Below are 14,683 nucleotides of genomic sequence, written 5' to 3' on the forward strand. Positions count from 1 at the left end.
AAATTACACAAAAGTGTCTTTAAAACCATTTAACAGTATTGGAATTGGTGTGGCGTTTTCGCCCAACTTGAAAGCAAACCTATTTGAAGCTGCTAGACTTGCCCTTTTTTTTGATTCGAAATTATTTTTAATTCATGTGGGTACAGCTTCAGAAGATAAGGTAAAAGCCCTTAAAATAATTTTATCTTCTTTTAAAAAAGATAATCTAAATTTTGAAGTTGTTTTTAAACTAGGGAAACCAGAAGATGTTATTTTAAATGCCACAGAAGAACATAACATAGACTTGTTAATTTTAGGAGCTGTTCAACGCGAACGCTTTATTAAATATTATGTGGGCTCTATTGCTAGAAAAATAACAAGAAAAGCAAAGTGTTCTATTTTATTGTTGGTAAAACCGTCTGTTGAACGCGTGCGTTGCCAACACATTGTTGTAAATGGCTTGGAAGACCCTAAAACTCAACAAACCATCGCATCGGCTTTTTATGTTGCTAAAAAATTACACGCCGAAAAAATAACGGTAGTAGAAGAAATAAAACAAGACCAAATTAAGATAAAAGTGGACGACGATGCATCATTACGTCGCGCCAATATTGCAAAAGAACGTATTAAACTTAGAGAAGATTCTAGAATAAAAGATATAATTAAAGATATCCCGCAAGAGTATACCGAAAATATTGTTGTAAAAACACAGCCCATTTTTGGTAAACAAGGCTATTCTATTGGCCATTATGCCCAAATTTCTCGTGCCGATTTATTGGTAATGAATGCCCCAAGTAAAATGACTTTTTGGGACCGTTTGTTTCCTCATGATATCGAACATATTTTAACCGAATTACCAACCGATGTATTAATCCTTCAATGAGCCCTAAAAAAAATAACTTAAAAGATTTTTTTAGATCCATACCCAAAAACATATTTTCTGGTTTTGTGGTGAGTCTTATTGCCTTACCCTTAGGTTTAGGTTTGGCTATGGCTAGTGATGCCCCACCAATTTCGGGCATTATAACAGCCATTGTAGGTGGTATTATCGTAGCTCTTTTTGGAGGTAGTCACGTCACCATTACAGGTCCTGGAAATGGTATGGTAGGCGTTCTTTTAGTCGCTATTACAACCTTAGGCCTAGAAAGTGCTTACGCTGCCATTATATGCTCTGGTGTATTAATCGTGCTTCTTGGTGTTTTTAGAATGGGAAAATTATCCGATTTTTTTCCATCATCTGCCATACAAGGTATGCTTGCAGCTATCGGACTTATCATTCTCGGGAAGCAGTTTCACATCATGTTTGCTCATAAAATTAAACGAGAAGATACGCTCGACTATCTTTTTGAAATTCCAGTAACCATAAACGATGCTTTACATTATAAAAATGAAGGACTTATTTACGCCGCATTAGCAGGTGTTTTAGGTTTGGCTATTATGATGTTTTACTCTAAAGTTAGAAACAAATATTTGCAGCTTATCCCCGCCCCTATGTGGATTGTTATTTTGTCTATAGGCTTTAGTTACTATTTTGAATTGGTGCTGCATCAAGAAAATCCCATTGCAAAACAATACATGATTTCTGGAATTCCTAGCATTCAAAATATCATAGAAGATATTCATTTACCTAATTTTTCACGTATTGGTAGCCTTCCTTTTTGGGGAAGCGTATTTGCCATTACCCTGATAGCAAGTATTGAGTCGCTATTAAGTATTAAAGCGGTTGATAAGTTGGATACTGAAAAAAGACGTTCGAACGTAAACAAAGACCTGAAGGCCTTAGGTCTTGCCACCGTTGTGAGTGGATTTTTAGGCGGTCTTAATGTGGTTACCGTTATTGCGCGTAGTTCGGTTAACGTAAATAATGGTGCTAGCAACCGGTCTTCCAACTTTTTTCATGCCACATTTTTGGTCTTATTCATCGTTTTGTTCAGCACCCAATTAACCCGAATACCGCTAACAGCACTTATGGCTATCTTAGTATTTACAGGTTATAAATTGGCATCGCCCAATGTGATAAGAAAAATATTTTTTATAGGAAAAGAACAGCTCATCATCTTTTTTATAACGCTTCTAGTCACCCTAAAAGTAGGTTTAATAACAGGTATTTTAGCTGGTGTTTTTGCCACACTTATTATTCATATCATCGTAAATAAAAACATTTCGTTGTTTGCCAGAAACGTATTAAAACCCAATGTTTTAATGTATCACGAAAGCGAAGGGCAACACAATTATTATATAAGTGTTAAGCATTTTTGTAGTTTTTTAAATTATTATAAACTGAAAGACAAACTAGATGCTGTTCCAGAAAATCAAGATGTTATTGTCGATTTTTCGTTATGTAGTTTTGTAGATGATACGGTGATGGAAAACATAAACCGCTATCAAGAATTGTTCAAAAAACGTGGTGGCCATTTCGATGTTATTGGCTTAGATATGCACGATACAGACTCTAAACACCCATTTGCATTAAGACGCCTACTTCCGGTGCCAAAAATCATTAAAAACAACCTAACACGTCGCCAGACCAACATGGAAAGTTTAGCGCATGATTATGCATTAAGCTACCATCCTAAAAATCAAAACGACACCGATTTTTTAAATAACTTCTTGTTTTTCAACACTAAAAACATCGATCATATCTACAATGTTTTAACCTATAAAAAGAAGGCTATCTCTTTGTTTGATATTGAATTTTCTGAAGGTGAATTTATTGCTAAAGAGGTGATTAGAACCACGATGCTTCATATCAATTTAAAAAAATCTATTCCTGAATTTACATTAGATCGTGAAGGGTTTTTAGAAAAAGTATATGCCTTTGCTGGGTTTAAAGATATTCCTATTCAAAACCACAGTGATTTCTCAGAAAGATTTTATTTGTTAGGTGATAATGAAGCTGAAATAACGCGTTTTTTCACAGATGAAATCACTCACTTTTTTGAAAGCAACCCTTACTACCACGTCGAATCTAATGGCGAAAGTTTACTCGTATTCGGCAAAGAGCGTTTGGCGAGTATTAAAGAAATAAAAGCACTTTTCGACTTCGGAAAGCGTTTAAACGAAGTGGTTTCTAAAGAGAGTTGAACCTTAATTTCCTAATAAATGCAGAAACTAAAAAGGGAAAAAGTAAGGAATAATAAAAGAAGCTGCTACCCAAATAATTAAATTTAAAGGGGTTCCTACACGTAAAAAATCGTTGAATTTATAATTTCCGGGCGCATACACCATGGTGTTTGTTGGGTAGCTCATAGGCGTCATAAAGGTTAATGAACAGGCAAACATAACAGCTACTAAAAAAGGACGCTCACTCACCTCCATAATCGCCGCTAAGCTAATAACAACAGGTGTTAACAAGGCTGCCGTCGCTTTACTAGAAATAAGGTTTGTGGAAATAAAAGTCACCAAATACAATAAACTCAACGTGATGTGTGGGTTGTATTGCCCCAAGGTATTTTGTATAAAATCTGCAATTAACTTAGCGCCTCCTGTTTTTTCCAAAGCTGTTCCCATAGAAAGTACACCGGCCATCATAAAAATAACTTTCCATTCTACAGCATTATAGGCTTCTATAGGTTTTAATATTTTAGTTAAAACCATGAGTAAGGCGCCTACCATCGCAGCTATTAAAATAGAGGTGATATTTAGTGAGGCCGCTAAAACAACGCCAATCCCTATTAAAACCGCGGGTATAGCTTTTTTAAAATTAATTTTGTTCTTCTGATATTCAGAAAGCATCACCGCTAGTTTTTTCTCCTCTAAGTTTCGCACATCATCCTTCTTCCCTAAAACCAAAAGCATATCGCCTTCCATTAATTTTATTGATGATAATTTATCAAATAAAATTTCACCACGTTGGCGAATTGCCAAGACAGACATATTGTAACGCCTATTAAATCGCATGGATTTTAGAGAACCTTCCGCCAAACTAGAACCAAATGGAATAATAACTTCATAGACATTATACCCATCTGAATTAATATCAGTTTTATTAGCGAGTGTACTTCCTTTTACCTTATACCCTTTAACATCTAATAGTTTATGAACCGTGTGCGGTGGTAAAACCACTTTTAAAATATCATCTTTTAGAAGAATGGTTTCGGGCCCTAATTCATACCTCAGGCCATCTTCTCGTCTCACAGACAAGATATTTACATTAAAATCTAAAACCAATTTAGAATTCACAATGGCTTTATTAATATCAGGGCATCCAGCTTCAATAACCACTTCTGTAATGTATTCTTCTACCTTTTTGCTAAGCGCATCATCTTCCTCTTTACGCTTCGGAAGTAAAAAAGGCGCAACTAAAAATATATATAAAAATCCAATAACAAGTAAGCAAGCCGCTGCCCCACTAAATTCAAACATTCCGAATTCTTCTAGTCCATATTTTTTAGCATAACTACTCACCAAAATATTAGTTGAAGTTCCTATAAGGGTACATGTGCCTCCAAAAAGTGCCGCAAATGATATAGGCATTAATAATTTTCCAGGACTAATATTGGTTTCTCTACACACCGTTAAGGCAATGGGAAGCATTAATGCAACAACCGCCGTATCATTTATAAAGGCTGAAAATACCGCTGTAATAATACAAAACACACTAAGCGCCACCACATAATGAATTTTGGCAAGTTTAATAATATGGTCGCTTAAACCATTAAGAACACCCGAATTAAAAACACCGCCACTTACTACAAAAATGCAGCCCAAAGTTAGGGTCGCTGGATGGTTAAATCCTGAAAAACCTTCTTCAGGGTTTAATACACCCGCAACAATAAACAGCGCCATGATAAGAATGGAAGTGGTATCAATTGAAAAATAATCTTTTACAAAAAGAAAAACACCCACTAAAATAATGCAAAATGTAATAATCAAATCGATGCTCATAACTTCTTTGGGATAAATTATTTAAGCTAATCAGTCCACTTTTTTGTTTTCAGACATATAGTATAACCTTTTTAAACTTTTCTTAAGAAGCATAAATCGATAGATTCCTATCACAAAAAAAAGAGCACTGAAAAAAAGAGACACAAAAGCGAGATATCTGAAATTCGGAAAATTTTTAAGCTGAAAAAAAGCAATACCACCCAATAATAAATAAAGCGAAGACCGAATGTAAGACAGCAAGGTACGCTCGTTAGCCAACCGGGTGCGCTCGATAGCAAGATAATCTCTTAAAATAATTTGTTCATCAGGTTTAAAGTCACGCCCAAACCGTAATAGTTTCATTTTCTTTAATTTTATTGGCGTTTCCATAGTTTGATTCGTTCAAATTTTTAAATTATTTTTATAAATCTAGTTGAATTTTTAAAGGTTTCAAAGAATATATATTTAAACTATTCTAAGTAAATGTTAAAAAACTCTAATAAATTTAATGATTTTCAACTTATCAATTACGTTTTTAGTAATTTGCAGCACATTTTTCTTATAGAATCCCTACATGAACCTATACCCAATAAACGCAGGAAACTTTAAATTAGATGGTGGCGCTATGTTTGGCGTTGTACCAAAAGCCTTGTGGCAAAGCACCAATCCTGCCGACGCCAATAACATGATTGACCTTACAGCCCGCTGTTTACTTATAGAAGACGGTAATAGACTTATATTAATCGATACAGGTATGGGCACCAAACAATCTAGTAAATTTTATGGTTATTACCACCTTTGGGGAGACCACACGCTAGATGGCTCGCTTAAAAAACACGGGTTTCATCGCGATGATATTACAGATGTTTTTATGACCCACTTACATTTCGACCACTGCGGCGGTTGTATTAATTGGAATTCTAATAAAACGGGCTACGAACCTGCTTTTAAAAACGCTAAGTTTTGGAGCAATAAAGACCATTGGCACTGGGCAACCCAGCCCAATAGTCGTGAAAAGGCTTCGTTTTTAAAAGAAAACATTTTACCTATGCAGGATAGTGGTCAACTTCAATTTACCACAGTGCCTTCAGGTGATATGCTTCTAAATTCCGAGTTAGGTTTCGATATCTTTTTTGCAGATGGGCATACCGATAAGCAAATGATTCCGCTAATTAAATACAAAAATAAAACCATCGCCTTTATGGCCGATTTACTACCAACAGCAGGCCATTTACCATTACCTTATGTGATGGGTTATGATACCAGACCGCTTTTAACCTTAACGGAAAAAGAAAAATTCCTTAATATCGCAGCATCTAATAACTATTATTTATTTTTAGAACATGATGCCCACAATGAAATTATTACCGTAACCAATACTGAAAAAGGAGTCCGTTTAAAAGACATCTTTACTTCTCAAGATATTTTCCAATAAAAAAGTGACTAATTCAAAATACAAACAAATGAAAACAATTAAAACAATAATGCTATCGGCTGTTGTAGCCGTATTATTTTCAGGCTGTGGAGGAACAGCCAGTATCCTTTCAACACCTCTTGAAAACATTGATAGTTCTCCTTTAAAAGTTTCAGAATTAACTGAAATTGAAAAACATAATTGGGGACATTTAGATTTAGTGAAAGACACCATTCCTGGAATGAGTGTTGATAAAGCGTATACCGAGCTTATCAAAAACAAAAAAGGAAATACCGTTATTGTAGCTGTTATCGATTCTGGTATCGACATAGATCATGAAGATTTAAACAATGTGATTTGGACTAACAAAGGTGAAATTCCAAACAACGGAAAAGACGATGACAACAATGGCTATATAGACGATGTACATGGTTGGAATTTTTTAGGTGATGGTTATAACGAGCAGTTAGAATACGTGCGTATTTTGGCTAGTGGCGATACCAATCACCCAGATTACGCTAAAGCTCAAAAACTTTATGATGCTGAATACCAAAAATATGTAGGCCTTAAAACCAATTACGAGCAAGTATTACAGCAAATTGTAGAAGCTGATGCTGCTTTAGCAAAACATTTAGGTAAAAAGGACTATACAAAAGCAGAAGTTACTGCCATAAAAACAGAAGATGCCGATTTAAACAAAGCCATTCAAATAGCAAAATACATGTACGGGAATGGTATGGACTCGCTTGCCGATGCTAAAAAGGAATTAAACGATGGTCTAGAAAGTTTTAACGACCGTTTAAATTATAACCTTAACAAAACTTTTAAAGGCCGCGTTAATGGTGACGATCCAAATAATTTGAATTCCAAATTTTACGGGAATGGCAATGTAAAACCTGTGAAGAAAAGTGAAAGTCATGGTACACACGTTGCGGGTATTATTGCTGCAGAACGTAACAACGGTAAAGGCGCTAATGGCGTTGCAAATAATGTGAAAATTATGAGTGTTAGAACCGTACCAAACGGTGATGAGTATGATAAAGATGTTGCTTTATCCATTCGTTATGCGGTTGATAATGGAGCCACAGTAATTAACGGTAGCTTCGGAAAAAGTTTTTCAACACATAGTGATTGGGTACGTGATGCTATAAAATATGCAAGCGATAAAGATGTCGTATTTGTACATGCTGCAGGAAACGATAGTGAAAATGTGGATGTTGAAAGTAATTTTCCAGATGATAATGTAAATGGCGTAGAAGTTTCAAACTCGTATATTAGAGTAGGGGCTTTAGAACCTAAATACGGATCTAATATTGTGGCTGGTTTTTCTAACTACGGAAAACAAAATGTTGATGTATTTGCCCCAGGTGCTAAAGTATATTCTACAACCCCAGAAAACGAATACGATACCAAAGGAGGTACTTCTATGGCAGCACCTGCGGTGGCTGGTGTAGCAGCCTTAATACGTTCGTATTACCCGAATTTAACGGCAGCTCAAGTAAAACAAGTTATTATGGAGTCTGGTTTAGCTATTAAAACCAAAGTAGTAGTTGGTGGCGATACAAATAACGTAAAACCTTTTGCAGATTTATCGAAGTCTGGTAAAATGGTAAACGCGTATAATGCCTTAATTTTAGCTGCTAAAATGTCTATCTAAGACAAACCAAAAGCTTCAAAAAAATAAATAATAGGTTGGTTCTAAAAACAAATAACCTATTGAAAATAAGGCAGACTTTACAGGGAATTGAATTCACCTTTTAGACTGCCTTATTTTTTTAATCCATTTATAAAAACAACACAAATGAAACAGTTTCTTATATCTGCCTTAAGCGTTTTGGTGTTCTGGTCTTGTAATAGTGCACAAACGGCTCTAACTCCTACAACTCCTCAAACCCCAACAACGTCTACGTATTGGCAACAACACGTCGATTATAAAATGGCTATTGATATGGATGTAAATACCTATCAATACAAAGGGCAACAAACCTTAGTATACACCAATAATTCACCCGATGTTTTAAATCGTGTGTATTACCATTTATATTTTAATGCCTTTCAACCAGGTAGTGAAATGGACATACGCTCACAAACTATTGCCGATCCAGACTCTCGAGTAGGGAACCGCATAGGCAAGCTAAAACCTAACGAAATTGGGTATATAAAAGTAAACTCGTTAAAACAAAATGGTAAGTCTTTAAAACATGAAACCGTAGGTACCGTTTTAGAAGTTGCTTTAGCAAAACCCATCCAACCAGGTGAAAGCGTTACGTTTGAAATGGATTTTGATGGTCAAGTACCTGCACAAATTCGTCGTTCAGGAAGAAACAATAAAGAAGGTGTTGCACTTTCTATGGCACAATGGTACCCAAAACTAGCAGAATACGATTTTGAAGGTTGGCATGCCGACCCTTATATTGGTCGTGAATTTCATGGTGTTTGGGGCGATTTTGATGTGAAAATTAATATCGATAAAAACTATATTATTGGTGGTAGTGGCTACTTACAAAACCCGAATGAGATTGGTTATGGCTACGAAACAGCAACCGTTAATCGTCCAAATACAGATAAATTAACTTGGCATTTTGTAGCACCTAATGTCCACGATTTTACTTGGGCTGCAGATCCTAATTATATTCACGATACCATGCAAGTGCCTAATGGCCCGATGCTTCATTTTTTCTATAAAAACTCGTTAAGCAACGAGCAAAAAGAGCGCTGGAAAAAAATGCAACCAAAAACGGTTGAACTTATGCATTATTTCAGCAATCATATTGGTATGTATCCTTACAAACAATATTCGGTGATACAAGGTGGCGATGGTGGTATGGAATACGCTATGTGTACCTTAATTACAGGAGAGCGCAGTTATGGTAGTTTAGTGGGCGTTACAGCGCACGAATTGGCACATACCTGGTTCCAATTTTTATTAGCCACCAATGAAGCTAAGCACGAGTGGATGGATGAAGGATTTACCAGTTACATAAGCGATTTAGCTATGAACGAGGTTATGAATGAGGGCAAAGAAAACCCTAATGAAGATTCTTATAAAGGCTATATCTCTTTAGCAAAGTCAGGGAAAGAGCAACCCCTTACTACCTATGCAGACCGTTACCAATTTAACCAAGCCTATGGCATTTCAGCTTATAGTAAAGGTGCTGTATTTTTAGCACAATTAGGCTATGTTATTGGCGAAGAACACTTAAAAGAAACCATTAAAAAATACTTTAAAGACTTTGCTTTTAAACACCCAACACCCATAGATATTATTCGTTCTGCGGAAAAAGTTTCTGGTTTAGAATTGGATTGGTATTTAACAGATTTTGCACAAACCACGAACACCATCGATTATGGCGTAAAAACCATTGAAGGCAACAACATTACTTTAGAACGTATTGGCTTAATGCCGATGCCTATTGATGTAACCGTTACTTATACCGATGGTAATACGGAAGATTTTTACATTCCATTACAAATGATGCGTGGTGAAAAACCAACCAAAGCCACCCTTATAAAAGATTGGGCATGGGCATATCCTACCTATACGTTTTCAACTAAAAAAGAAGTAAAAAGCGTAGAAATAGATCCAAAAAATTTAATGGCAGATATTAAAAAAGACAATAATAAAAAATAAGGGTTCAACTTACATTTCTAAATACTAAAAAAGGCTTCTTTACTAACTAAAGGAGCCTTTTTTATGTGCTTACTTTTCAAAAATTTGTAAAAATCATCTGCTTGCTTTACTTTTTTTAATACATTCGCTACGTAAACTTTAGGGGTGTTCTAAAATGAATTAGAACTGAGAAAGACCCTTTGAACCTGATGCGGTTAGTACCGTCGAAGGGAAAAGTTGAATAGTGTATTGTAATATACGCTGGCAAACCTTTTCATGAAGCACTCCTTTTCTAGAAGTGTCTTTTTTTTCAAAGTATATTCTCTGTCTTTACAGTTTACAATAACTAAAATGTATTGTAAATGATAACCATTCACCTAAACAATCGTTCGCTAGACGTTGATGCACATCTCAATGTTTTACAGCTACTGCACCAAATTAAATCGCCTACTACAGGCATTGCTGTTGCTATAAATGCTGAAATTATTTCACATTCAAAATGGGAAACGGCCACCTTCAAACCAAATGATACCGTATTAATTATTCAAGCCACTCAAGGCGGTTAATAGAAATCTCTAGCTATTAGCCTTCCGCTATGAGCATAAAAATAATCACTCATTGCTAACTGCAAAACGATAAAAAATGAAAAGTAAAGACACCGCACCCAAAGAAGGCCAAATTACTAGAAAGCCTTTTCCGAATTCAAAAAAAATCTATGTACAAGGAAAATTGCATCCACAAATTAAAGTGGCCATGCGTGAAATTTCTTTGAGCGACACCAAAGATTCTTTAACAGGCATATTAAAGCCGAACGAACCTGTTACGGTGTACGATACATCGGGACCTTACACCGACCCAAACAAAAACATCCATGTGCACAATGGTATTGAACGCATTAAAGAACAATGGATTTTAGATCGTGACGATGTAGAGCAACTAGATGCTTTTACATCGAAATACTGCAACGAGCGCTTAAATGATAAAAGTTTAGACCACATGCGTTTTTCACTTTTAAAAAAGCCTTTACGTGCTAAAAAAGGACACAACGTAACCCAATTACACTACGCTAAAAAAGGCATTATTACGCCAGAAATGGAATATATCGCCATTCGGGAAAACCAACGCATTGATGAAATGACCGAAATTAGAAAGCAACACAAAGGCGAGCATTTTGGAGCATCCATTCCAGATAAAATCACCCCCGAATTTGTTCGTTCTGAAGTCGCAAGAGGTCGTGCGGTCATTCCATCAAACATCAACCACCCCGAAGCAGAACCTATGATTTTAGGTAGAAACTTCCTAGTAAAAATAAACGCCAATATTGGAAATTCTGCCACAACTTCATCTATTGAAGAAGAGGTAGAAAAAGCTGTTTGGGCCTGCCGTTGGGGTGCCGATAATATCATGGATTTATCTACCGGACAAAACATACATGAAACCCGCGAGTGGATTATCCGTAACTCGCCAGTTCCCGTAGGAACGGTGCCTATTTATCAAGCTTTAGAAAAAGTTAATGGGGTTGCAGAAGATTTAACTTGGGAGATTTTCCGTGATACCTTAATAGAACAGGCAGAGCAAGGAGTCGATTATTTCACCATTCACGCAGGCGTCTTGCTACGTTATGTGCCTATGACGGCAAAACGAGTAACTGGAATAGTATCTCGTGGAGGTTCTATTATGGCCAAGTGGTGTTTAGCGCACCATAAAGAAAGTTTCTTATACACACATTTTGAAGATATTTGCGACATTTTGAAACAATACGATGTGGCATTCTCTTTAGGTGATGGTTTACGCCCAGGTTCTATTGCCGATGCGAATGATGAAGCGCAGTTTGCAGAATTAGAAACTTTAGGTGAGCTAACAAAAATAGCCCGCAAGCACGAAGTACAGTGTTTTATTGAAGGTCCTGGTCATGTGCCTATGCATATGATTAAAGAAAATATGGAAAAGCAAATTGAAGTCTGTGATGAAGCGCCTTTCTATACTTTAGGGCCTTTAACTACCGATATTGCTCCAGGTTACGACCACATTACATCGGGCATTGGAGCCGCCATGATTGGTTGGTTTGGTTGTGCCATGTTGTGCTATGTTACACCAAAAGAACACTTAGGCTTGCCAAATAAAGAAGATGTACGTGTAGGCGTAGTGACCTATAAATTAGCGGCACATGCAGCCGATTTAGCTAAAGGCCACCCCGGTTCGCAACATCGCGATAATGCCTTGAGTATGGCACGTTTCGAATTCCGTTGGGAAGATCAATTCAATTTAGGTTTAGATCCCGAACGTGCTTTGGAATACCATGACGAGACCCTACCTGCAGATGGCGCCAAAATTGCCCATTTCTGTTCTATGTGCGGACCCAAATTCTGTTCCATGAAAATATCACAAGAAGTTAGAGATTTTGCTGCTGCAAATGATATTGTAGACAACGAAGTAATTGCAAAAGGTTTCGAAGAAAAATCGAAAGAGTTTAAAGACAAAGGGTCTGAAGTATACCTATAATCCCTTTTCAATTGGCCATGTACGCAGCACTATCATTCAAATCTGCGTACCTTGCTGCTTGTTAATTTTTAATTGTTAATTATCTATGCTTATAGTAATAGCCCCCGAAAATGATGTTCCCAATGAAATGGAATTACTTAACCAGTTATTTCAAGCTGGTTTACAATACTATCATTTTAGAAAACCACATAAAAACTATGCGGAACATGCGGCATATTTAAACCAAATAGACCCGCAGTATCACCAAAGAATTGTGACGCATTACTTTCATGAGTTAATTAATGAATTCAATTTAAGAGGCATTCATTTTCAAGAACAAAAACGCATAGACAACATCGATAATCCGGGACAGTATTTTAAAAATTTGAACATGTATGGCAAAACAATAAGCTCCTCATTTCATGAACCCGAAGCCATAGAGGAATGCTATTTTGAGTTTGATTATCATTTACTAAGTCCGGTATTTTCATCTATTTCCAAAGAGGGTTATGAAGGAAGAGGTTTTGATGTGAACCATATCGATAAAACCATTATTGGCATGGGCGGTGTTACAGCAGAAAATTTGACTGAATTCAAGAAATTAGGATTTAAAGGTGTGGGCGTTTTAGGAGGTATTTGGAATAGTGAAACCCCTGTTGAAAACTTTAAAAAAATGAACGCTTTTTTTAATTAATAAGGAATAATTAAAAATGAAAACAAATAATTTATAGAAACCGAATGCCTAATACCAACATATATATAGCTAATTCTTCATTGCAAATTGATAATTATATTTTATCTATTGCGGGATTGGACCCAAGTTCTGGTGCTGGTATTACTTCAGATATTAAAACATTTGAAGCCCACGGTTTATATGGTTTATCGGTTTGTACCGCTGTGACCGTTCAAAATGACATCGATTTTAAACACTGTGAATGGATATCAACAGACGTTATTATTTCGCAAATAGAAACACTTTTTGAACGTTTTGAAATTTCCGTGGTTAAAATAGGCATCATGCAATCTTGGGATGTTTTATCATTGGTACTTGATGCATTACACGCTTTAAATTCCGAGGTAAAAATAGTTTTAGACCCCATTATTAAAGCCACTGCAGGTTTTGATTTTCATACCAACGAAAATCAAGATTTATTAGATAAAATTTGGGCACAGTGTTTCATTATAACACCCAATTACGAAGAAATAAAGCTTTTATATCCAAATTTAGATATTCAAGAAACGGTAGAACACATCAGCAGTTTAACAAATATCTACCTAAAAGGCGGACACAGAACCGACAAAAAAGGCTGGGATACCTTATATTACAGTAAAATAGTCATGGTAAATATTCCGCCAAAAGTAGAAAATATTTCAGAAAAACACGGAAGTGGCTGCGTGTTAGCATCCGCTTTGGCGAGCCATATTTTACTAGAACAAAATTTGGAAGACGCCTCAAAATTTGCAAAAGATTACACCGAAAGGTTTTTAAATTCAAACACGAGTTTATTAGGAACCCATAATTATAGTAGTTCAGAATTTAAACAAATGAGTATAAAAAACTAAACGATTTAATCAACGAAGTAAGCAAAATGCTAAACGCCTATTGCCGCAACATTCTAATCAACTCAAATCCCTATCTCCTATAATTCTTAACTACTTAAATTTTACAATTCTTAAAATTAAATAAAATGATCATACCAAAACTACATTATATATCGCAAGGAAGCACTCCAAAAGAACATCTCGATAACATTCAAAAAGCCTGTACTTCTGGAGCCGAATTGGTGCAACTTCGTTTAAAAAATGTTTCAGAAAAAAAGATTTTAAAGCTGGCCAAAGAAGTTCGAGACATCACGTCTCATTTTCAAACCAGATTGATTATTAACGACCATTACAAAATAGCCAAAGAAGTTAAAGCAGATGGTGTGCATTTGGGAAAAACAGACATTTGCCCAAGTATTGCTAGAAAGCATTTATATACCTGGCAAATTATTGGCGGTACAGCAAATACGCTGCAAGATTGTGAAGCACTTATTGAAAAACAAGTCGATTATATTGGTTTGGGACCCTTTAAATTTACAACAACAAAGGAACATTTAAGTCCGGTTTTGGGTTTAAACGGTTACGCAGCTATTATAGACGCTTTAAAAACCGAGACGCCCATTATTGGTGTTGGCGGTATTACTTTGGAAGATGTGACAGCCATACTCGAAACTGGTATATCTGGAGTGGCCGTTTCTGGTGAAATTACCCATGATTTCAATAAAATAAGAACATTTAACGAATTGCTAAAAGCCTCTTCTACGGAAGAACAACGTCATACCTTCAAATAA

Annotated in this window: 12 protein-coding genes and 1 riboswitch; of the genes, 10 read left to right on the forward strand and 2 right to left on the reverse strand. The window is 35.9% G+C overall.

Annotated features, from left to right (window positions below; translation table 11 throughout):
- Window positions 1–13 precede the first annotated feature (13 nt).
- Both Q5N74_RS07860 and Q5N74_RS07865 read left to right on the forward strand, forming a co-directional pair.
- On the forward strand, window positions 14–862 hold the full coding sequence (locus Q5N74_RS07860) for a universal stress protein (RefSeq protein ID WP_304388213.1): 849 nt from the start codon (window positions 14–16) through the stop codon (window positions 860–862).
- The gene (locus Q5N74_RS07865; RefSeq protein WP_304388214.1) at window positions 859–3,063 is read left to right on the forward strand and encodes a SulP family inorganic anion transporter; all 2,205 of its coding nucleotides are present in this window, start codon (window positions 859–861) and stop codon (window positions 3,061–3,063) included. Before Q5N74_RS07860 ends, Q5N74_RS07865 begins: the two co-directional genes overlap by 4 nt.
- A 27-nt stretch (window positions 3,064–3,090) precedes the next feature.
- On the opposite strand, the gene Q5N74_RS07870 is transcribed toward Q5N74_RS07865, so the two are convergent.
- On the reverse strand, window positions 3,091–4,866 hold the full coding sequence (locus Q5N74_RS07870; RefSeq protein ID WP_304388216.1) for an SLC13 family permease: 1,776 nt from the start codon (window positions 4,864–4,866) through the stop codon (window positions 3,091–3,093).
- A gap of 30 nt (window positions 4,867–4,896) precedes the next feature.
- The gene (locus Q5N74_RS07875) at window positions 4,897–5,235 is read right to left on the reverse strand and encodes a DUF202 domain-containing protein (protein ID WP_369686020.1); all 339 of its coding nucleotides are present in this window, start codon (window positions 5,233–5,235) and stop codon (window positions 4,897–4,899) included.
- A gap of 184 nt (window positions 5,236–5,419) precedes the next feature.
- On the opposite strand from Q5N74_RS07875, the gene Q5N74_RS07880 reads away from it, so the two are divergent.
- From Q5N74_RS07880 to thiE, 8 genes are all read left to right on the forward strand, one after another.
- Window positions 5,420–6,280, forward strand: coding sequence for an MBL fold metallo-hydrolase (locus tag Q5N74_RS07880; protein ID WP_304388218.1), 861 nt, complete (start codon window positions 5,420–5,422; stop codon window positions 6,278–6,280).
- Window positions 6,281–6,308: 28 nt separating this feature from the next.
- On the forward strand, window positions 6,309–7,916 hold the full coding sequence (locus tag Q5N74_RS07885) for a S8 family peptidase (protein ID WP_304388219.1): 1,608 nt from the start codon (window positions 6,309–6,311) through the stop codon (window positions 7,914–7,916).
- Between the two features lie 144 nt (window positions 7,917–8,060).
- Window positions 8,061–9,890: a M1 family metallopeptidase gene (locus tag Q5N74_RS07890; protein WP_304388220.1), complete on the forward strand. Its 1,830-nt coding sequence runs from the start codon at window positions 8,061–8,063 to the stop codon at window positions 9,888–9,890.
- 130 nt (window positions 9,891–10,020) lie between these two features.
- Window positions 10,021–10,119: riboswitch (TPP riboswitch) on the forward strand.
- 112 nt (window positions 10,120–10,231) lie between these two features.
- Window positions 10,232–10,435: a sulfur carrier protein ThiS gene (gene thiS, locus Q5N74_RS07895; protein WP_304388221.1), complete on the forward strand. Its 204-nt coding sequence runs from the start codon at window positions 10,232–10,234 to the stop codon at window positions 10,433–10,435.
- A 76-nt stretch (window positions 10,436–10,511) separates the two neighbouring features.
- The gene (gene thiC / locus Q5N74_RS07900; RefSeq protein ID WP_304388223.1) at window positions 10,512–12,371 is read left to right on the forward strand and encodes a phosphomethylpyrimidine synthase ThiC; all 1,860 of its coding nucleotides are present in this window, start codon (window positions 10,512–10,514) and stop codon (window positions 12,369–12,371) included.
- A gap of 85 nt (window positions 12,372–12,456) precedes the next feature.
- Window positions 12,457–13,044, forward strand: a complete 588-nt coding sequence (locus tag Q5N74_RS07905; protein WP_304388224.1) for a thiamine phosphate synthase — start codon at window positions 12,457–12,459, stop codon at window positions 13,042–13,044.
- Between the two features lie 44 nt (window positions 13,045–13,088).
- Window positions 13,089–13,913, forward strand: a complete 825-nt coding sequence (locus Q5N74_RS07910) for a hydroxymethylpyrimidine/phosphomethylpyrimidine kinase (protein ID WP_304388225.1) — start codon at window positions 13,089–13,091, stop codon at window positions 13,911–13,913.
- Between the two features lie 125 nt (window positions 13,914–14,038).
- Complete coding sequence (thiE, locus tag Q5N74_RS07915) at window positions 14,039–14,683, forward strand: thiamine phosphate synthase (RefSeq protein ID WP_304388226.1); 645 nt, start codon at window positions 14,039–14,041, stop codon at window positions 14,681–14,683.

The organism is Mariniflexile sp. AS56, assembly GCF_030552475.1.
Classification (GTDB): domain Bacteria; phylum Bacteroidota; class Bacteroidia; order Flavobacteriales; family Flavobacteriaceae; genus Mariniflexile.

Coding starts and splice junctions, on each gene's coding strand:
- Q5N74_RS07865 (WP_304388214.1), top strand. CDS start 859: ATGAGCCCTAAAAAAAATAACTTAAAAGATTTTTTTAGATCCATACCC.
- Q5N74_RS07870 (WP_304388216.1), bottom strand. CDS start 4,866: ATGAGCATCGATTTGATTATTACATTTTGCATTATTTTAGTGGGTGTT.
- Q5N74_RS07875 (WP_369686020.1), bottom strand. CDS start 5,235: ATGGAAACGCCAATAAAATTAAAGAAAATGAAACTATTACGGTTTGGG.
- Q5N74_RS07880 (WP_304388218.1), top strand. CDS start 5,420: ATGAACCTATACCCAATAAACGCAGGAAACTTTAAATTAGATGGTGGC.
- Q5N74_RS07885 (WP_304388219.1), top strand. CDS start 6,309: ATGAAAACAATTAAAACAATAATGCTATCGGCTGTTGTAGCCGTATTA.
- Q5N74_RS07890 (WP_304388220.1), top strand. CDS start 8,061: ATGAAACAGTTTCTTATATCTGCCTTAAGCGTTTTGGTGTTCTGGTCT.
- thiS (WP_304388221.1), top strand. CDS start 10,232: ATGATAACCATTCACCTAAACAATCGTTCGCTAGACGTTGATGCACAT.
- thiC (WP_304388223.1), top strand. CDS start 10,512: ATGAAAAGTAAAGACACCGCACCCAAAGAAGGCCAAATTACTAGAAAG.
- Q5N74_RS07905 (WP_304388224.1), top strand. CDS start 12,457: ATGCTTATAGTAATAGCCCCCGAAAATGATGTTCCCAATGAAATGGAA.
- Q5N74_RS07910 (WP_304388225.1), top strand. CDS start 13,089: ATGCCTAATACCAACATATATATAGCTAATTCTTCATTGCAAATTGAT.
- thiE (WP_304388226.1), top strand. CDS start 14,039: ATGATCATACCAAAACTACATTATATATCGCAAGGAAGCACTCCAAAA.